This is a genomic window from Bradyrhizobium sp. ORS 278 (assembly GCF_000026145.1).
Classification (GTDB): Bacteria; Pseudomonadota; Alphaproteobacteria; order Rhizobiales; family Xanthobacteraceae; genus Bradyrhizobium.
The window spans coordinates 1,511,293-1,530,517 of record NC_009445.1; the positions used below are offsets into that span (position 1 = coordinate 1,511,293).

Sequence of the window (19,225 nt, forward strand, 5' to 3'; positions counted from 1 at the left end):
ATCTAGGAGGCCTGCGGAAACGCGATGCGCACCCGCAGGCCGCCTTCTGGCGAGGTCGAGAGATCGAGGCGCGCACCATGCGCGTCGGCGATCTGCTTGACGATGGCGAGGCCGAGCCCGCTGCCACCGGTGCTGCGGCTGCGGGAGTTCTCCAATCGGAAGAACGGCTCGAACACCGCGTTGCGGGCATTCGGCGGAATGCCCGGGCCGTCGTCGTCGATGGCGATCACGACGGCCCTGTCAGGCAGCACGCGTACCGTGCAGCGCGTCGCGAAGCGCAGTGCATTCTCGATCAGATTGATGAACAGGCGCCGCAGTGCGGTCGGCTCGCCGAGAACGGTCAGCGCTTCGCCGCCGAGCTCGGTCTTGATGTGCGCGCCGCTCTGCCGCCGGTCCTCCACGATCTCCCTGAGCATCGCGGCGAGATCGACCGGCTGGCGCTGGATGGCCGCGAAGCCGCCGCGCGAGACCGCCAATGCATCCTCCAGCAGCCGCGTCATCTCGTCGAGATCGCTCGCCGCCTTGTCGCGCTGCTCCGGCTCGGGCAGGCGCTCGGCGCGCAGCCGCAGCCGGGTGATGTAGGTCTTGAGGTCGTGCGAGACGGCGCCGAGCAGCAGGGTGCGGCCGCGCACCAGCTCGGAGATCCGGGTCTGCATGTCGTTCACGGCCGTGATCAGCTTGCGGATTTCCGGCGCGCCCGCCGGCTTCACATGCGCCACGGTGGCATCGCTGCTGAATCGGCCGAGCGAGTGACTGAGCTGGCGCAGCGGCCGCGCCTCGCGCGCGATCGCGATCACGGCGGCCATGCCGATCAGCGCGCCGAGCAGGCCGACGCCGAAGCCCGGCGGCAGCCCGAACAGCCGCGGTCCGGTCGCACCGAAGGTTTCGAACACGACGTAGCCGTGGTCGCGCAAGGACACGGCGAACCGCTCGGAACGGTTGATGTTGCGCCAATAGTCGCCGAGGTGCCAGTCGCGCCAGCGCGGCAGACGGCCGCGCGGGCTCAATGCGATCACGTCGCGCGGCTGCAGCGACTGCAGATACAGGGCGAAGAAATGCTCGGCGAGCGGCCGGCGCATGGTCTCGGCCGAGGCTTCAGGGCGTTCCTGGGTCAGCGTCACGTGAAGGCGTTCGCTGCTGACGGCCTTGAGAATCAGCGTGCGTTCGGCGGGGCCGGCGGCTTCGATCAGCTGGACGATGGCGCTGATCTGCTCGGGCACGGGAAACAACCGGCTCAGGATCTCCTGGCGCGACTCGCTCAGGAACAGCCAGCCGACGCCGGCCGCCCATAGCGCGATCAGCGCGAACAGCACGATCGCCATCAGCCGGCCGGCGAAGCCGAGACGCCCGAGCACGTTTCACAGCTCCTTGACCGAGCCGGTGAAGATGTAGCCGGCGCTGCGCACCGTCTTGATCAGCTCCTCCTCGCCGTCGCGCTCGATCTTCTTGCGCAGCCGGCTCACTTGCACGTCGATGGTGCGGTCGAGCGGATCGGCCTGCCGGCCGCGCGTCCAATCCATCAGCTGATCGCGCGACAGCACGCGGTTGGGCCTGACCAGGAAGCAGCCGAGCAGCTCGAACTCGGCGCTGGTCAGCGGCAGCGCCCCGTCCTGCGCATGCGCGATCTCGCGCTTGTCGAGATCGACGGTGAGCGTGGCATTGACGAGAAAGCGGCGGTTCTCCAGCGGCGCCGGCTCGGCACGGCGCAGGATGGCGCGAATCCGCGCCACCAGCTCGCGCGGGCTGAACGGCTTTGGCAGATAGTCGTCGGCGCCCATCTCGAGCCCGACGATGCGGTCGATCTCGTCGCCCTTGGCCGTCAGCATCAGGATCGGCACCCGCGACGCCGCGCGCAGCCGACGGCAGATCGACAACCCATCCTCGCCGGGCAGCATGATGTCGAGCACAACGAGGTCGGGATCGCCGAAAGTGTTGCGAAAACGGTCGAGGGCTGCGCCACCGTCGCCGACATCGACGCGAAAACCCTCGCGGGCGAGATGGTCGCGCAGCAGGCTGCGGATCTCGATGTCGTCTTCGATGATCAGGAGGTGGGGTCGGCTGTCCATGCGATGGTTTTAAGAACACCCGGCCGCGCCGGGCAACCCGGGCCTGGACACCGTTACAAAACGTTACATGGCGGCTCTGTCCTGCAAACCGCCCGCAAACTTCGTGGGCGAGTCTCTGCTCGCGCCGTCAGGCGCTGGTGATGCAACAGGAGAGACAGATGCTTTCAGTTCGGACCTCGTTCGCGGCCGTCGCGATCAGCGCCATGGTGGTGGCCCTGGGCGCCTCGAGCGCCAACGCCTGGACCCGCAGCGGTGGCGGCATGGGTCCGCGCGGCGGCACGTGGTCGACCTCCGCCTCGGGCGGCTGTGCCGGCGGCAGCTGCAGCCGCAGTCATGGCGGCACCTACACCGGCCCGCGCGGCGGTGTCGTCACCAACAGCGGCCAGACCAGCTGCGCCGGGGGCACCTGCACCCACACCGGCACGACGACCGGACCCTATGGCGGCACCGTCAGCCGCAGCAGCACGTACACGCGCTGACGCGACCGCCACGCAAACGCTGCGATCCGCTGCAGCCTTTCAATTTGCCGCGAGGTCGCCTATCTGACCCCAGGCGAAGGCTACGCCGCGCGCGGACCGAGTTCCCCGCGCGGCCGGCCGATGATGGGGGAGATTGCGATGCGGAGATTGCTGACCGTGCTGGCGGCGCTCATGACCTTGAGCCTGACCAATTGCGGCTACAACGCCATCCAGACCAACGACGAGCAGGTCAAGGCGGCCTGGTCCGAGGTGGTCAACCAGTATCAGCGCCGCGCCGACCTCGTGCCCAATCTGGTCAACAGCGTGAAGGGCTTCGCGCAGCAGGAGAAGGATGTCCTGCTCGGCGTCACCAATGCCCGCGCCAAGGTCGGCAGCGTCCAGGCGACGCCCGACGTGGTCAATGATCCCGCGGCGCTGCAGAAGTTCCAGGCGGCGCAGAGCGAGCTGACCGGCGCGCTGTCGAGACTGCTGGTCGTGACCGAGAACTATCCGCAGCTGAAATCGGATCAATTGTTCCGCGACCTGATGTCCCAGCTCGAAGGCACCGAGAACCGCATCACGGTGGCGCGCAACCGCTACATCAAGGCGGTGCAGGACTACAACGTCGGCATCCGCACCTTCCCGAACAACCTCACCGCGATGGCCTTCGGCTACAAGGAGAAGGCCAACTTCACCGTCGAGAACGAGCGCGAGATCTCGGTCGCGCCGAAGGTCGACTTCAACGCGCCGTCGCCTGCGCCCTCGAAATAACCGGAGCGCTGTACCGTGCGCGCGCTGCCGGCCCTGAAGGCGCTGCTAGCGATTCTGCTCGTCGGCCTCGCCACGCTGGTGTGGGCCGACGTCGCGGTGCCGCAGCTGACCGGCCGCGTCGTCGACCAGACCGGAACGCTGTCGTCGTCCGACATCGCCGGCCTGACGCAGAAGCTGAAGGACCTGGAGGCGCGCAAGGGCAGCCAGGTCGCGGTGCTGATCGTGCCGACCACCCAGCCGGAAACGATCGAGCAGTTCTCGCTCCGGGTCGCGGAAGCCTGGAAGATCGGCCGCAGGAAGGTCGACGACGGCGCGCTGCTGGTGATCGCCAAGGGTGACCGCAAGCTGCGCATCGAGGTCGGCTACGGGCTCGAAGGCAGCCTCACCGACGTCACCGCGCGCCGCATCATCGACGAGGTCATCACGCCGAAATTCCGCACCGGCGATTTCGCCGGCGGTATCGATGCGGGCGTCGACCGCATCATCGGCGTCGTCAATGGCGAGACGCTGCCGGTGCCGCAGCCGCAGGCCTCGCATGGCAACGATCTCGACTTCGATTCGCTCTCGTCGTTCGCGCCGGTGGCGCTGTTCGGCTCGCTCGTCATCGGCGGCATCTTGCGGACGTTCCTCGGTCGCCTGCTGGGCGCGTTCGCAACCGCGGGCGCGATGGGCGTGCTCGCCTGGCTCATGGTGCAATCGGCCACGCTCGCTGCGCTCTCGGCCATCGCCGGCTTCGTCATCGCCTTCATCGGCGGCAGCTTCATGTCGATGGACACGCCTGGACCGGGCCGCCGCGGCGGCTGGTCGGGCGGCTCGTCGTCGTCAGGATGGAGCAGCGGCAGCTCGAGCGACAGCGGCAGCTTCTCCGGCGGGGGCGGCAGCTTCGGCGGCGGCGGCGCTTCGGGCAGCTGGTGAGGAGGGGCGCGCGACCATGAGCATCGGGCGGATCGGCCGGCATCTCCTGCACCATCATTGGCGGCTGAGGCGCATCTTCACCGCCGATGCGCTCGCGCGGATCGAGCAGGCGATCAAGGCCGGCGAGCGCACGCATGCGGGTCAGGTCCGGTTCGCGGTCGAGGGCGCGCTCGACGGCAAGCCGCTGTGGCGCAATCAGCCGCCGCGCGAGCGCGCGCTCGATGTGTTCTCCAGCCTGCGCATCTGGGACACCGCGCACAACAACGGCGTCCTGATCTACCTCCTGCTCGCTGACCGCGACGTCGAGATCATCGCGGACCGCGGCATCGATGCCCTTGTCGGCGCGGCGGGATGGGAGAGGATCTGCCGCGCGATGGAAGCCGAGTTTCGTGCCGGCCGCTTCGAGCAGGGCGTGATCTACGGCGTCGCCGCCGTCTCGCGCGAGCTTGCCAGGCACTATCCGCCGCACGCCGGCGAACCGAACGAGCTGCCCGACGCGCCGGTGGTGCTGTAGGTCCCGTTCCCCAATAGTGCTCCCGCCCGCCACCCTAAATTGCTTCGCAGCGCGCTGCGCTTGCAATGACGCGGAATGGGGCGGGGGACACTCAACTCAGTCCGTCGTCGCGGTCTCGTAGCCCGGATGAGCGCAGCGACATCCGGGGTCTCACGCGCTGCATCGGGGAACCCGGATATCGCTGCGCTCATCCGGGCTACGAGGCTGGCTCGCGCTGAACCGGGTGGACCTGAGCGCGATGTTTGCAACTCACACGGTTGCCGAAGCGGCGTAGCGTTGCGTCATCGCCTGCCCCAGCTCGACCATCTTCGCGCGCAACTCTGGCGGGTCGAGCACCTCGGCCTCGGGTCCGAACCGCAGCAACTCGCCGGCCGCATGCCACAGTGTCGTTCCTGTCGGGATGGTCGCGACGCGCCAGCCATCGGCATCGGCGTCATCAGCGAGGCGGATGCGGGCGCGCACGTAGGGCTGGCTCCACACCTCCAGCAGCTTCACGCCGAGCGGTGAGAGCCGCACCGTCGCCGTGTTCGGATGCAGCTCCGCCTCCAGCCGCTCGGTCGCGGCGCGCCAATAGGCGGCGAGGTCGAAATCGTCCGGCCTCGCGAAGCGCTCGTCGGTGACGGCACAGTCGAGGATGCGCGCCACCCGATAGGTCCGCACGCTGCGCTCGACCTGTCCGGCGAGATACCAGCCGCCGCCCTTGAGTACGAGGCCGAGCGGGGCGACGCGGCGGCGTTTCTCGGCGCGCCAGGCCTGATAGCGGATGTCGATCATGACGTCGCGCAGCAGCGCCTCGGCGATCGTGCGCAGATACGGCGGCTCCTCGGACTCGCCGAACCAGCCGGGCGCGTCGAGATGGAAGCGCACCTGCATCCGTCCGGCATTCGCGCGCAGGTTCTCCGGCAGCGCCGCGACCAGCTTGGTCTGCGCCGTGCTCATCGCATCGTCGAGGCCCAGCGCAGCCGCCGGGCCGGGCAGGCCGGCCATGAACAGCGCGTCGGTCTCCGCCGGCGAGAGCCCGTTCAGCCGCACGCGATAGCCGTCGAGCAGGCGGAACCCGCCTTCGGCGCCGCGCTCGGCATAGACGGGAATGCCCGCGGCCGACAGCGCATCGATGTCGCGATAGATCGTGCGCACCGAGACCTCGCAGGCTTGCGCAAGCTCGGGCGCCGTGACCTGGCCCTTGGCCTGCAACGTCGTGAGAATGGAGAGCAGCCGGCTCGCGCGCATGCCTCCCTTAAAACATACCTGACATGGATTGTCAGGTATGCTGTGCGACAAGCCAAGGGCTTCGCAGAAGGACACGGGAGGAGCCACGATGACCGCCGACGACAGGATCACATTGTATTATTCGCCGCAGACCCGCGCCGCCGGCGCCCGCGTGCTGCTCGAGGAACTCGGCGCGCCCTATGACCTTCATGTTCTGAACATGAAGGCCGGCGAGCAGCGCAAGCCGGAATTCCTCGCGATCAACCCGCTGGGCAAGGTGCCGACCGTCGGCCATCGCGGCGCGATCGTCACCGAGCAGGTCGCGATCTTCATCTATCTCGCCGACCTCTTCCCGCAAGCCGGCCTGACGCCAGCGCTCGACGATCCCATGCGCGGACCGTATCTGCGCTGGATCGCTTACTATGGCTCGTCGTTCGAGCCGGCGCTGATCGATCGTTTCATGAAGCGCGAGCCGGCGCCGGTCACGCAGTCTCCCTACGCCGATTATGACACGATGCTCGGCGCGCTGGAGCAGCAGCTCGCGAAGGGACCCTACCTGCTCGGCGAGCGTCTGACTGCCGCCGACATCCTCTGGGGCATCGCGCTGAACTGGACCATGATGTTCGGCATCGTGCCGCGCAAGGAGGTGTTCACCCGCTACGCCGAACGCATCACCTCACGACCGGCGTTCCAGCGCGTCACCGCAGCGGATGCCGACATGGCTGCGCAGCATGAAGCGGCGGTTAGCGGCTGATCAGCGGGTGGCTGACCGTCATTGGTGAGCGGCCCTCGTCGCTCATCGACCGGCTGGCGCATCCTGCCGTCACTGCGGCTCCTGCTCGGGAATGATCGGCAGCACCACGTGCGACGGACGGGACGAATCCACGAACACGGTGTTGGTGGCGACCCGCGTCGACAGCCCGCGCCCTTCCGGTGCGCCGGTGTTTGGGTTGACGTCGAAATGCGGGAAGTTGCTCGACGAGATGTCGAGCCGGATGCGATGCCCCGCCTTGAACAAATTGGATGTCGGCAGCGCGCTGACCTTGACCGGATAGACCTTGCCGGGCTCCATCAGGCTGGGCTGCTCCCAGCTGTCGCGATAGCGGCAGCGCAGGATGCCCGCGGTCAGGTTCATCGCGAACCCTTCCGGATCGTCCGGGCTCGGCGGATGGACGTCGATCAGCTTGATCGTGAAGTCCGTGTCCGGGCAGTTGGACGAGATCCACAGCAATGCCTCGATCGGGCCGGTGACCTCGATGTCGCGCGCGAGCGGCGGCGTCTCGAACACCAGCACGTCCGGACGGGCGGCGAGCGGCAGCAATGGCGGCTTGGCGCCGTAGACCGCGATCGTCTCGCGCTGATCGAAGGCGCCGCCGCGCATCAAGGGCTCGCCGGACGTGACGGCGCCGCCGATCGTAGGGACGGGATCGCGCGGATCGAAATCGTAGCTGAGCGCCTCGGAATCGGCCTCTGGCAGCGACTCGGCGAGCGCGCCCGATGCGTGGCAGTAGAAACGCGTCCAACGCGTGCGCGGGATCGGCCAGTCGGCCTCGCTGCGCCAGCGGCCCCCATGCTCGAGCCGTCCCTCGGCATTGCGCCGCCCGCTGCCGCCGCCCATCACGAAGATGCGTACTGGCGGCTGCTCGCGGTCCGAGTTTTCGAGGCCGCGCAGGTGGCGGTCGAAGTAGGCGAGGCGATAGGCGAAGTAGTCCTGTCCAGTGGCGTGCTCGAAGGTCGCCTCCGGCCCAAAATCGACATCGCCGGCGAACGTGGTCGATCGCGCGCCATGCGTCCATGGCCCCAGGATGAGCCGCGCCGGCTGCAATGCCTGTTGGCGCGTGCCGGTGAAATTGTCGGTCGCCGTGCGCGAGTAGGGATCGTACCAGCCGGAGAGATGGACGGTGGCGCTTCGGGCCAGCTGCGGATAGAAGCCGGCGGCATAGATGCCGAGCCGCTTCCAATAGCCATCGAAGCTGCCGTGTTGCCACTGCTCGAAGACGTAGTCTTCGTAGTCGGGAATCAGGCTGATCGGCGTGTGGCCGCGCTTCCACGGCATCGACGCGAACCACGCCTTGAGATCGACGGCCTTGAGCGCGGCGAGGCGAACGGGGTCGCGGGCCAGTTCCGGGCTGTCGAGCCCCAGATTATAGGCCCAAGTCACCTGCTTCAGCTCGAACGCGCCACCCTGCCGGATGCCGCTCTGATAGGCGTTGGAGAAGCCGCCGAAGTCGAGGAACACGGCCTTGAGGCCGGGCGCCCCGGCGCAGGCCGCCGCGGCCTGCGTATGGGCGTCATAGGATGTCCCGAGCATGCCGATCCGGCCGTCGCTCCAAGGTTGCGCGACGATCCACTGGCACATGTCGAAGCCGTCATGGCCGTCGTCGAGATATTTGACGAACTGACCCTCGCTGCCGCCGCGGCCGCGCGTGTCCTGATAGATGAAGGCATAGCCGCGCCGCACGTAATAGCCGGCGACCTCCGCGCGCGTGCGCCGCCGCCCGTCGGCCGTCATCTCGCGCGCGGCGGTCTTCTCGCGCCCATAGGGCGTGCGGTTCATGATGACCGGCAGCCGCCCGTCGAGCCGCTTCCCGCCGCTCGCCGGCCAATAGATGTCGGTCGCCAGATGCACGCCGTCGCGCATCGCCACCATGATCCCCTTGTCCACGAGCATGTCGGAGGCGGGCGTCTCCGTTGCCCCGAGCGCCGGCGCCGCGCCCACCGCACCCAGCGTCGCCATCCCTTGCACGAAGCGCCGCCGCGACAGCCGGTCAAGCTCGATCATTTACGCTCTCCTCGTTCGGCGACTGCGTTTGCGACAGTCCGTCACCAGGTTCAAGCATTCCTGGGATATTTCTGCAGCACGATCTGGCTGCGCGATTCGGAGATGAGCGCCGATGCTGCGATTGCATCGTTCAGCGCCGACAGGTCTGCGACACTCGGCAGGGCGACGATCGCCAGAGCGTCCCATTCGCCGGCCAGCGACAGAACCGAGGCTACGCCGTCCAGCGACGACAGCCAGGCCAGCGCCTTGGTGCAGGGTCGCTCGGCGATGCGGATGAACAGAACCGCGCGGGTGAGGCCGGCCGCTTCGCCGGTCGTCGCATGATAGCCCTGGATGATGCCGCTCTGCTCCATCGCCAGGATGCGCTCCTGCACCGCCGGCCGTGACAGACCGATCTCGCGGCCGATGGCCGTGGCGCTGAGTCTGGCGTTCTGTTCCAGCAGGGCGAGGATGCGCTTGTTGGTCCGGTCGATGTCCATTGCAAAACAGTGATTGGCACGAAAACAGCGATTGGCAGGTCTCTTCCGTCGAAGCGCAAGCTGCGTCCGATCACGTCAAGGTCTATCACCTTCTCCGACGAGAAGGAGACATGATTCGTGCAGAAGATCGTGCCACGCGAGTTTTCCGCAAGTCGGGCGTGGGATGCCCTGGACATCGAGCGTTTCGCGTCACCGGCGACTGTGCGGCTGCACTGGACCGATAAGCCCTACAGGTGGCACGTCAACGACGGCCCCGAGGTTTTCGTCGTGCTCGACGGTCAGGTCGACATGCACACCCGGTCCGACAAGGGCACGGTCGTTCACGCGCTGGGGGTTGGCGACATCTTTCACGCGCAAGCCGGCGACGAGCACGTCGCCCATCCCGTCGGCATGGCCAGAGTGCTCGTGATCGAGAATGAAGGGAGCGTGTGAGCTGCACCGTCGCCGCGCCATCTGGATCGCATGAGTCAAGGTCTCCTGCAGGGCACCCAATGGTCACCTTCCAAGAGTTCAGCACCTTCATCAGACACGTCACCAGATACGGCAAGTCGATCTCTCCCGACACGGACGTGGTACACGATCTGGGAGTTGCGGGCGCCGATGGAGAAGACTTCGCGCGAGCCCTCTTCGACAGATACGGTCTCCTTCTGACCCGCGACGAGATCCTGCAGCACTTCGGCGAGGAGCGCGCGATGACGCCGTGGCAACTGGTGATCTGGCTGTGCGATCAGGCCGAGCGCTTGAAGCCGCTCACCGTCAAGGAGCTCTACGACCGGGTCGTCGACATCGAGCGGAGGCGATCGACCTAGCTGTGTGGTCGAGGGCCGTCAGCGCAGCGGGGCATCGCTGTCCGACCGGAGCTTGCGACGGACTGCAGCAAGCCCCGGGCGTGCGAGGCAGCCCGCGAGGATTCCCAGCACGGCGCTGCCGGCGAGCAGATGATCCCATCGGAATCCGGCGTGCGCCGTGGCGTTGATGACGGCTCTGTACAGGATCAGGAACAGCACCACGCTGAATGCAATGCGCCGCAGCAGCTCCTTCACGAGAGAGAACAGCGCCCCGAAGACGATACCGGCCAGGATGACGGGCCAATAGTTCGCGAGCCATTCGGCCATCCCGTCCCTCATCGCGGTTTGCCTGCCGCCGCAACGGTCCCGTCCGGGCTTCGCGCAGTCAGCAGCACACCAACTCCAGCGCGCGCCGGATCGATCGCCGACCCAGTTGCAGGACCAGACGCGGCTTCGACACTTTATGCTTGGGATGACTGCGCCATTGGAATTGATCGCGATCCTGCCGGGTCATACAACCGAAACACACGTCAGGATCTCTGAGCGTCCTGCCCGTTGGGTCCGGCCAGCAATTTCTCTTCATGCAGTGCAACGCGAACACCACCACCATCCCGACTTCAGATCGGTTGGCCCCATGTTTGTTGGAGATCGGATGGGTCTTGGTCTATGCCTTGGCCATCCGTCTGGTGCTGGCGCTGACCGCCATCCCGGCGGCCCGCGCGTCCGACGTCGACAGTGAGCACCTGTTCGGGTTCACGGAAGGGGCCGACATCGGCAGGGCCGGCGAGCGCGAGGCTGAAAGCGAGAACATCGGCCATTTCGGCAAGGCGGCAGGACGCTACGCGGCGCTGACGCAGAACGACTCGGTCAAGATGCTGCCGACCGACAATCTGCGGCTCTCCGCCAACGTCGTGCTGGCTCATTTCGGGATCTCGGGGGTTCCCGACCTCGCCGATCGCGAGCTCACCGCCCTGCAGGGCACCTCGTTCGAGGCTCGCTACATGGTGCTCAACCGGCGCAGCGGCCCCTTCGGATTGACCGCGATCGTCGAGCCGCGTTGGAGCCAGATCGACGCCAATAGCGGCGAGAAGCTGACCGCCTACGGTGCTCTTTTCACGCTCGTTGCCGACAGGGAGCTGATCGACGATCGTCTGCTCGCGACGCTCAACGTGCTCTACGATGTGCAGACCACCCGCTTTCCTGTCGCGGACATTTGGTTGCATGATTCGAAGATCGGCGTTGCGGCCGCGTTGTCGGCGCGGGTTACCGCGACGGCCTTCGTCGGCGGCGAGCTTCGGTACTTGCGTGCCTATGATGGTCTAGGCCTCGATCTGTATTCCGGTCAGGCGCTGTTCGCCGGCCCCACCTTCTATGTCCAACTCGCGCACGGCATGGCCCTGTCCGGCGCCTGGAACATCCAGGTCTCCGGCCGGAGCACGGCAGGCGGTCCGCTCGATCTGAGTCATTTCGAGCGGCATCAGGTGAAGCTGCGCTTCAACGCCAATTTCTGAACGCCACGGGTTCGAACAGTCAGATCTGCATTTCGCGACGGCGCCGACCCTTACGTACGGTGGTGTGGGAGGGGAGGAGTCGCGAGACTCCCCCCTATCCCGATTCAGTCGATACCCTGTCTTCCCTGCGCCCTCTCGTGACAAGGAGGGAGATCAAACCGGATCATCTCGGGCACAATCGTGCCGCGAGCTCGTCTCGCGCTGCTCGCTATGCTGATCGGAAGATCCTAATTCTGCGCGGAAAAGGCTGCACGCGCCGAATATTCGGGCACCGCTTGCCACACCTGCTTCACCTTGTCGGCGCAAATTCGCCCCGGATGAATCCCTAAAACCGAGGTAAGCCCAGCAAAAGTAAGATTTTGGCAATCAATCAAACGCTAACTAAGGTTACCAAGGGCTCAACGTCATCCGGAGACTTGAACGTGAGCGAGCAAAAGGCCGAACAGACCAGCCTTGGCATGACCGATCCGGGCATCGCCACTGCTGAGCCGGCGCTGAAGACCTCTGCGTCCGCCGATGGTGTCCACGTCGCGGAGCCGGCCTCGGCGCCGCTCCCACCGGCGATGATCGCGCCCGATCATGAAGCTCCGCTCGCGGATCGGCCCACCGCCGATGTGAAAGCCGCGCCCGAACTGGTGGCCGAAACGCCGGAGGCCAAGCCTGAGCTCGTCCTGGTCCAGGCCGTCCCGGCCGCGGCCGACGTGAAAGCCGAGCCGGCAGCGTTCGAGGCGGCGAAGCCGGAGGCCGGCAAGCCCGAGCCGAAGCGGCTTGACCTGGTCAAGTCGGAGCAGGCCAGGGCGGAGGCGATGAAGCCGGAGCCGACCAAGCCTGAGGTGACCAAGCCTGAGGTGACGAAGGCTGATGTGAGCAAGGTTGGGGGCGCCAAAACGTCTCAGGTCAAGGCGGGGCCGGGCGCCGCGAAGTCACCGTCGACCATCCTTGATCTCATCAGAACCGAGCCTGTCAAATCTGAGCCGGTCAAGGTCATGACGGCGGCGGGTGATCTGCTGAAGGTCGAGACGCCCAAGCTGTCGACGCTCGCCAGTAACGCGCCCAAGATCGGGCCATTGGGCACGACTGCGCAGAAAACGGAAGCGGCGGCCAAGCCGCAGGCGCCGGTCAAGGCGGAGGCGCCGAGCAAGCCGGCTGCCAAGCCCGAGCCGGTTGTCAAAGCCGAGCCGACCGCCAGGCCTGAGCCAGTCATCAAGCCCGAGCAGGTCATGAAGCCGGAGCAGGCCGTCAAGACCGAGGCTGCCATCAAGCCGGAGCTTTTCGCCAAGCCCGATGCTTTGATCAAGCCAGATACTCCGATCAAGCCCGAGCCGCCGGCCAAGCGTCCGGTCATGCCTGCGGATACCTCCGCCGCCGCAGCCAGCGCGGCAGCGATGGCCGGGGCTGCGGTTGACAAGGCCACCGCCTGGGCCAAGGCCAAACTGAAGGCCGAACCGCTCAAATCCGATCCGAGCGCCAAGCCGTCGCCGGCTCCCATGTCGGCGGCTGCCGGCGGACCACTGCCGCCGGCGGGCAAGGCTTCGTCGTCCCGTGGGATGCCGGCTGGCCGGGTCGGGCTTCCGGCGATTGCCGCGGTCGTGCTGCTGGCCATGGTGGTCGGCGGCGTCGCCGGGGGCCTCGTGACAGCCACCTTCGTCGATCGCTCCGGTGCCAGCATGGCCGACGGAAGCTCGACCGGCGCCGCCGATCCGTCGCTGAGCGCGGCGATCTCGCGGATCGACAATGAGATCGCGACCCTCAAGGCCAATCTCGACCAGGCCAACCAGACAAGCCTGGTCGAGCTCAACAAATCGTCCGAGCGTCTCGACCGGCTCGAGAAGGTGCTGGGCGATCTGGCGACGAAGTCGTCGGGCAAGCCAAGCGAATTGCAGCGGCTCAGCGAAGCCGTGGAGCGGTTGCGCGCCGCGCAGGCCTCGGCGGCTACGCCGGTGCCCGCGCGTGATACCACCGCATCCGTGCCGCAGCAGGCGCTCGGCGCGATCAACGCCGCGGTGCCGCCGTCCGGTGTGCCGATCCGGCAGGAGGCGAGCCGGGCCGAGCCTGCGAAGACGGCAGACGCGAATCCGGCCCAGCCGGGCAGGACTGAGCCGAACCGGACCGACGCGGCACGGGCTGAGGCTCCCCGCGCCGAGACCAACAAGCCCAAGGTCGTGGAAGGCTGGGTGCTGCGTGATGTCGGCCGCGGCGGCGCGCTGATCGAGGGTCGCGGCGGGCTTTACGAGGTCTATGCCGGCGATCCCGTGCCCGGCCTCGGCAAGGTCGATGCGATCCGCAAGCAGGACGGGCGCTGGGTAGTCTACACGACGAAGGGGCTTGTGGTCGCGCGCTGACGAGCCATCTCTTGCGTGAGCGGATTCGACGAGGCGCCTCACCGCGACGTGAGGCGCCTCGTCGCACATTTGTCCGCCGCTGCCGCCTTTCGGCTATGTTCGGCGCCTAGCAAACCGGCGCGCGGCGGCGAGGATGATGGGGTCGGCTCGCGCGGTCTGGTTCGGAAGAGGAGGCGCGTCGTGCGACAGTTGGTAGTTGGCCTGGCCCTGCTGTGCTGCAGCTCGCTCGCATATGCCGACGAGAGTCCGCCGCTCGAGCGCGGCACCGCGATCCTGGAGCCGTCAGCGCTGCGCGCGCTCGACAGCGGCCCGTTTGGTCTCGGCCGCATGCTCGCAAAGGCGGGCGATGCGCCGCTGACCGACGCCGCGCTGTTCGCGCTGCCGTCGATGCAGCCCGTACGTAAGGGTCTGGAGGCCGAGTTCGACCGCTACGTCGAGGCGCACAATGCGACGCTGCCGAACGAGAGCATCGGCGTCGGCAATGCCTATGCCTTCCAGCTGTTCGACCGCGCCATGCTGGACTCGCCCGACGCCCGCTTCCTGCTGGCCGGCGTGGTGAACCGCATGGACCGCGCCTTCGTCGATCCCGAGCATTGCGGCGAGGTGCGGCTGTTGTATCGGCTGACGCGGACAACGCCGCCCGAGGCCAGGAACGGCGAGGTGGCCTCGCCACGGCTGCCGATGACCTTGAACATCGTGCTCACGGCGCGCAGCGACGCAGAGGCGAAGAGCAACATGCCGAGTTGCGCCGACATCGCCAAACGCTGGCTTGCGACATCGGATCTGCAACTGACCGGTCCTGAGCTGGCTGCGAAGCTGACCGCGCCGGACGGGCCGCTGGCGCTGATCAGGCCGGAGAACATCCACCGCATCGAGACCAATCTGCAGATCGCGCATGCGCCGAAATCGGCGATCCGCGACTTCCGCACCGACTACATGATGAAGGTGTTCGACTATCAGGCCGCGAGCCGGACTTTCGAGGAGGCGGTGCTCGAGGATCAAATCGATCGCGACCGGCTGCTGGCGGACGCCGCGCTGGCCGGTGAGTTCAAGGCCTGGCTGCTCGATCCCGTGCATCTCGGCGAGCTCGATCGCGGCATGGCCGTCATCCCCGACAAGTTCCTCGCCAAGGTCGCTGTCGCGCCGACGCCGACAGGCTTCGTCAATTCCGACATGCTGCCGGCCTATGGGCTGGTGCAGAGCGAGGCGGGCGGGGCAGGCGTCGTGTTCAGCGAGGCCGACGTGGTCGGAGCGCTGGAGAAGGCGGCCGCGCAGGGCGTCGCCTTGCAGAACATCCAGTCGGTCGCGGGCTTCGAGCGCCGCCTCAACGATTCCAGCTGCGGCGGCTGCCATCAGACCCGCGGCATCGGCGGCTTCCATTTCCCCGGCGTCGACTGGATGGCGGAGAAGCCGTCCAATACGGTCGTGGTGCCCGGCTCGCCGCATTTCTTCGGCGACCAGGTCCGCCGCCGCGACATCCTCACCGCTTTTGCCGAGGGCCGAACCCCGGACTTTTCGCGCGGCTTCGCCAGTCGCCCGCAGCTGCGCGGCAGCGATGAGTTGTCAGGCACCGTCTACAATGACGGCTGGGGCGGGCATTGCTATGCGAACCGCGACGGCGCCGACAACGACAAGAGCTTCTCGCGCTGGACCTGCGCGGCAAACCTATCCTGTCAGACCGGTCCGGCGACGCGGTTCGGCATGTGCTTCATCGCGACGCGCTAGCTGCTCAGGCCACGGCGCCGCGGGCACGCAAGCCGCGGATGGCCTGCTCGTCGAAGCCGGCGCCGCGCAGGATCTCGTCGCTGTGCTCGCCGACGCCGGGCGGCTTGCGCGGCGCGACCTTACGCTGGCCGTCGATGAAGATCGGGCTGTTGACGGTCAGCATGGTGTCGTTCTCGAACGGCACCAGCACCTCGTTCTCGATCATCTGCCTGTCGTTCGGGATATCATCGAGAATGCCGACCACGCCAAACACCAGCCCGCTGCCGTCGAGGATCTTGCGCCATTCGGCAAGCGGCCTGGTCGCGAACACCGCGTCGAATTCGTGGATCAGCTCGACCGAGCGGGCGTGGCGATCGGCCTTGGTCCGGAAGCGCGGATCGTTGATCAGGTCCTCGCGTCCCAGGCAGCGGGCGAGGATCGGCCACTGCTTCTCCTCGTTGAGCAGCGACAGCATGATCCAGCGGCCATCCTGGCACTGGTAGTGGTTGGCCACCGCGTTCAGCGCCCGCTCGCGCGGCCGCCGCTCCACGAAGGTCGCGCCGCACAGCTTGGCCTGGGCCAGCACGGACGCCGCCCACACCCCGTTCGCCATCAGATTGGAGGCGACGTGGCAGCCCTTGCCGGTCCGCTCGCGTTGATACAGTGCCGTGACGATCGCGCCATAGAACGCCATTGCGCACGGATGGTCGCCCATGCCGGCCACGGAGCGCGCCGGTGTCGTGGTCTCGTCGGCGCGGACAAGGTCCATCAGCCCGGACCGCGCCCAATAGGCGTTGCTGTCGAAACCGGGCTTGTCCGCCTCCTCGCCCTTCTCGCCATACCCCGTAAACGACGCATAGATCAGTCGCGGATTGAGCGGCCCGAGCCTTTCGTAGGTCAGGCCGAGCTTGGCTCGCACCGAGGGTGGGAAGTTGGTGATGAAGACGTCGGCACCGCCGACCAGCCGCTGCAGCACGGCCTGTGCGTCGGGCTTCGACAGGTCGAGGGCGATGCTGCGCTTGTTGCGGGCTTCGAGGTACCAGGCGTAGTTGTGCTCGCTGCGCGGATAGCCGGGCAGGTTCGGCAAATTGCGGTAGGGATCCCCGGCGCCAGGTGGCTCGATCTTGATGACGTCGGCACCAAAATCGGAAAGCACGGTCGCCGCGGCGGGGGCTGCGATGAAGCTCGCGCAATCCAGCACTTTCAGGCCGTAAAAAATGCCCTTGTCGTCCATGAGGCGTCGCTCCCGTCGATTGTTTCCGCGCGCTGGAATTTCTTCATCGGCGCGGTTCGACGGCATTTGACCCCAGGTCGGGCGGTCGAGGCAATGGCGCGAAGCGGGTTCTAACTACAAACAAGCGTCAGTATGGCCAGGAGCGGGCACCGCTCCTGTTTGAAATCTTGGTGCCTCGTGTCTCGCTGGCCCGGTGAGCGAAACGATGAACGCCGAAAAGCCGCGAGGCGGAATGGCGCGGAACGGCGTTGGCTACACCTTCAGGTTCTCGGCGGAGCTTCTGCCGCGATTGGCGATCTCCTCGTATTCGATCGTCTGACCCTCGTTGAGGGTCGCGAGCCCGGCCTTCTGAACTGCAGAAATATGGACGAAAATGTCTTTGCCCCCGGCCGCCGGCTGAATGAAGCCGTAGCCCTTGGTCGGGTTGAACCACTTGACCGTACCTTTAGCCATACGTTGCCTCCGCGGGATCAATCCAGTTCGGGCCTTAGGTCCCCGCAAACCATGCGGCCCCGGAAAATGAGAATACTGCGGTTGCGGCAGGCTTGATAGCGTAAACAGCGGGCGCTTTTAATCCGAAGTGATCGATATCGTGGCGGCTTTGCGGCTTTTTGGCCGCTCGTCGCCGCTTGACCGCAACCTGTCTTGGTAGGACAGGACAAGCCTCCGACAGGTTCAACGAAACCTTATGCCGCCTCGCCATCACCGATCGATGTCCGCTCTGCCAGCTCGGCCGCATCCAGGGCCGTCCTGACCCGCATCGGCTCGGCGCGGCCGCGGATCTCGACCTCGTGCTGGGGCAGCATCCCCGCAGCAAGTCCGGCGCGCGCGTAGACCTCGTCGGAAACGATCACCTGGCATCCGAGCATCTTGGTCAGATCCTGCAGCCGCGACGCGACATTGACGGCGTCGCCGAGCGCGGTGAACACCATGTGGTCGCGATAGCCGATCTCGCCGACGATCACCTCGCCGCCGTGGATGCCGATGCCGAAGCCGATCGGGTCCTGCAGGTCGTGGCTGAGCACGGCATTGAGCTCGGCGATGTTCGTTGCGATCGCGTGAGCGGCCCGGACCGCCTGCCTGCAGGCGAGTTGAGGATCGACGGCCAATCCGAACAGCGCCAGCATGCCGTCGCCGACGAACTGATTGGGCTGGCCGCCATGGCTCAGGACGGCCTGAGAGACAGCGCCGAGAAAGCGGTTGACGATGAAGACGACGTCGAACGGCAACCGCTTCTCGGCGAGGCTGGTCGATCCGCGCATGTCGACGAACAGGCTGACGAGATAGCGCTCCTGCCCGATCCCGCTGCGTTGACCGCCGCGCTCGGCAGGCGCCAGGTTCGGCATGAACAGCTGAAAGAAAGACAGATCGTTGGTGGGGCGCAGCTGGCAGGCCAGCCTGATCGAGGGATCGTCGACACCGACCTGCGCCAGCACGAACGCCTCGCGCGGCGAGGGGGCCGGCAATCCGCTGGTATCGCCGATCACCCTGATGCGGCAGGTCGAGCAGCGCGCGCGGCCGCCGCAGGTGCTGGCATGCGGCACGTGATTTCGATGGCTGGCCTCGAGCACCGAAAGCCCCTTCGGCACGCGAATGACACGCCCGTTGTTGTAGGACAGGGTCACCATGCCGCCGCGTCGCTCCTGCAGGGTGCGAACGAAGCGGGCCGCGAGCGCGGTACCGATCAAGCCGAGATAGCCGATCAGGAAGCCGTTCATGATCGTATCGAGCTCGGCCTGCTCCGCAGGAGTGCCCGTCTGTCTCGAAGAGAGGTTCTCTGCGCGCCACTGGGCGGTCGCGCTGGCGCTGATGACGTCACGGCCGCCGCGGTAGAAGCCGAGCAGCGCCAGCGCAGGGATCAGCACCGCGCACGCCAGCAGCCACGGCGCCGCGCGCTGATAAAACGGCTTCAGCCGTAGCCAGAAATGCAGGCCGATGCAGCCATGCGTCCATGACGTCAGCAGCGCTGTCGACATCAGCCAGACACGCCATGAGGGGCCTGCCCAGTAGGAATACAAAACCTGCGGGTAGAGCTTTTCCTGTCCGTACAGCGTCTGGCCCAGCCGGACACCGGCGATGTGGCTGAAGATCAGCGCAGGAATGCTGAGTCCCAGCACCAGCTGCAGCGGCTCCAAGGTGGTGCGGCTGAACTGTCGGCGCTGGTACAGCGCCCATACGCCAAGACCGCCATGCGTGAGAACGGCAGCATAGAACAGCACGGCCACAGGGAGGAACTGCCAGACCGCGAGGTGATAGCCGACGCCGGCGGCGAGCGCGTCCAGCGAGATGTTGCCGAGTGCGTGGTTGAGAAAGTGGCTCAGCAGATAGCTGAAGAGAATGATGCCGCAGATCAGGCGCACCTGCCGCACGCCGATGCCGCGCAGGGTGGTCCGGAGACGATGGGAGGTCGAAAGGGTCATGCGGTCCGTGTGGAAGTGAGCCGCGATGCTAG

The 19,225-nt window shown here is 66.7% G+C and carries 19 protein-coding genes; 10 read left to right on the forward strand and 9 right to left on the reverse strand.

What is annotated here, in order from left to right; all coding sequences use genetic code 11:
• Nucleotides 1-2 precede the first annotated feature (2 nt).
• Both BRADO_RS06630 and BRADO_RS06635 read right to left on the reverse strand, forming a co-directional pair.
• Nucleotides 3-1,355 carry a cell wall metabolism sensor histidine kinase WalK gene (locus BRADO_RS06630; protein WP_011924540.1) on the reverse strand — a complete coding sequence of 451 codons (1,353 nt, stop codon included), beginning with the start codon at nt 1,353-1,355 and terminating at the stop codon, nt 3-5.
• Between the two features lie 3 nt (nt 1,356-1,358).
• The gene (locus BRADO_RS06635) at nt 1,359-2,066 is read right to left on the reverse strand and encodes a response regulator (RefSeq protein ID WP_011924541.1); all 708 of its coding nucleotides are present in this window, start codon (nt 2,064-2,066) and stop codon (nt 1,359-1,361) included.
• A 209-nt stretch (nt 2,067-2,275) separates the two neighbouring features.
• Between BRADO_RS06635 and BRADO_RS06640 the strand changes: the two genes are divergently transcribed.
• The 4 genes from BRADO_RS06640 (at nt 2,276) to BRADO_RS06655 (ending at nt 4,724) form a co-directional block, all read left to right on the forward strand.
• Entirely contained in the window at nt 2,276-2,545 is a 270-nt protein-coding gene (locus BRADO_RS06640) for a hypothetical protein (RefSeq protein ID WP_011924542.1), read from the forward strand.
• 138 nt (nt 2,546-2,683) lie between these two features.
• The gene (locus BRADO_RS06645; protein ID WP_041756190.1) at nt 2,684-3,295 is read left to right on the forward strand and encodes a LemA family protein; all 612 of its coding nucleotides are present in this window, start codon (nt 2,684-2,686) and stop codon (nt 3,293-3,295) included.
• A 15-nt stretch (nt 3,296-3,310) separates the two neighbouring features.
• Complete coding sequence (locus BRADO_RS06650; protein ID WP_011924544.1) at nt 3,311-4,210, forward strand: YgcG family protein; 900 nt, start codon at nt 3,311-3,313, stop codon at nt 4,208-4,210.
• Nucleotides 4,211-4,226: 16 nt separating this feature from the next.
• Nucleotides 4,227-4,724 carry a TPM domain-containing protein gene (locus BRADO_RS06655; protein ID WP_011924545.1) on the forward strand — a complete coding sequence of 166 codons (498 nt, stop codon included), beginning with the start codon at nt 4,227-4,229 and terminating at the stop codon, nt 4,722-4,724.
• A 249-nt stretch (nt 4,725-4,973) separates the two neighbouring features.
• On the opposite strand, the gene BRADO_RS06660 is transcribed toward BRADO_RS06655, so the two are convergent.
• Nucleotides 4,974-5,954, reverse strand: coding sequence for a YafY family protein (locus BRADO_RS06660; RefSeq protein WP_011924546.1), 981 nt, complete (start codon nt 5,952-5,954; stop codon nt 4,974-4,976).
• An 88-nt stretch (nt 5,955-6,042) separates the two neighbouring features.
• Here BRADO_RS06660 and BRADO_RS06665 point away from each other — a divergent pair, with 88 nt between their 5' ends.
• Nucleotides 6,043-6,687, forward strand: a complete 645-nt coding sequence (locus BRADO_RS06665) for a glutathione S-transferase family protein (protein ID WP_011924547.1) — start codon at nt 6,043-6,045, stop codon at nt 6,685-6,687.
• 69 nt (nt 6,688-6,756) lie between these two features.
• Here BRADO_RS06665 and BRADO_RS06670 read toward each other — a convergent pair whose 3' ends face one another.
• Both BRADO_RS06670 and BRADO_RS06675 read right to left on the reverse strand, forming a co-directional pair.
• Nucleotides 6,757-8,715, reverse strand: coding sequence for a CocE/NonD family hydrolase (locus BRADO_RS06670; RefSeq protein ID WP_011924548.1), 1,959 nt, complete (start codon nt 8,713-8,715; stop codon nt 6,757-6,759).
• A gap of 50 nt (nt 8,716-8,765) precedes the next feature.
• The gene (locus BRADO_RS06675) at nt 8,766-9,194 is read right to left on the reverse strand and encodes an Lrp/AsnC family transcriptional regulator (RefSeq protein WP_011924549.1); all 429 of its coding nucleotides are present in this window, start codon (nt 9,192-9,194) and stop codon (nt 8,766-8,768) included.
• Nucleotides 9,195-9,311: 117 nt separating this feature from the next.
• Between BRADO_RS06675 and BRADO_RS06680 the strand changes: the two genes are divergently transcribed.
• Together BRADO_RS06680 and BRADO_RS06685 are read left to right on the forward strand one after the other, a co-directional pair.
• Nucleotides 9,312-9,626, forward strand: coding sequence for a cupin (locus BRADO_RS06680; RefSeq protein ID WP_011924550.1), 315 nt, complete (start codon nt 9,312-9,314; stop codon nt 9,624-9,626).
• 59 nt (nt 9,627-9,685) lie between these two features.
• On the forward strand, nt 9,686-10,003 hold the full coding sequence (locus BRADO_RS06685) for a DUF1493 family protein (protein ID WP_011924551.1): 318 nt from the start codon (nt 9,686-9,688) through the stop codon (nt 10,001-10,003).
• 18 nt (nt 10,004-10,021) lie between these two features.
• Here the strand turns inward: BRADO_RS06685 and BRADO_RS06690 are convergent, their stop codons facing one another.
• A complete protein-coding gene (locus BRADO_RS06690; protein WP_041756191.1) occupies nt 10,022-10,309 on the reverse strand; it encodes a hypothetical protein in 288 nt (95 codons plus the stop codon).
• Nucleotides 10,310-10,641: 332 nt separating this feature from the next.
• On the opposite strand from BRADO_RS06690, the gene BRADO_RS06695 reads away from it, so the two are divergent.
• From BRADO_RS06695 to BRADO_RS06705, 3 genes are all read left to right on the forward strand, one after another.
• Nucleotides 10,642-11,493 carry a hypothetical protein gene (locus tag BRADO_RS06695; protein ID WP_157872527.1) on the forward strand — a complete coding sequence of 284 codons (852 nt, stop codon included), beginning with the start codon at nt 10,642-10,644 and terminating at the stop codon, nt 11,491-11,493.
• Nucleotides 11,494-11,915: 422 nt separating this feature from the next.
• On the forward strand, nt 11,916-13,835 hold the full coding sequence (locus tag BRADO_RS06700; protein WP_041757358.1) for a hypothetical protein: 1,920 nt from the start codon (nt 11,916-11,918) through the stop codon (nt 13,833-13,835).
• Nucleotides 13,836-14,024: 189 nt separating this feature from the next.
• A complete protein-coding gene (locus BRADO_RS06705; RefSeq protein WP_011924555.1) occupies nt 14,025-15,560 on the forward strand; it encodes a hypothetical protein in 1,536 nt (511 codons plus the stop codon).
• A gap of 4 nt (nt 15,561-15,564) precedes the next feature.
• Here BRADO_RS06705 and BRADO_RS06710 read toward each other — a convergent pair whose 3' ends face one another.
• The 3 genes from BRADO_RS06710 to BRADO_RS06720 form a co-directional block, all read right to left on the reverse strand.
• Complete coding sequence (locus BRADO_RS06710; protein ID WP_041756192.1) at nt 15,565-16,773, reverse strand: CaiB/BaiF CoA-transferase family protein; 1,209 nt, start codon at nt 16,771-16,773, stop codon at nt 15,565-15,567.
• A 252-nt stretch (nt 16,774-17,025) separates the two neighbouring features.
• A complete protein-coding gene (locus tag BRADO_RS06715; protein WP_011924557.1) occupies nt 17,026-17,226 on the reverse strand; it encodes a cold-shock protein in 201 nt (66 codons plus the stop codon).
• Between the two features lie 233 nt (nt 17,227-17,459).
• Entirely contained in the window at nt 17,460-19,193 is a 1,734-nt protein-coding gene (locus BRADO_RS06720; protein WP_011924558.1) for an adenylate/guanylate cyclase domain-containing protein, read from the reverse strand.
• Between the last annotated feature and the right edge of the window lie 32 nt (nt 19,194-19,225).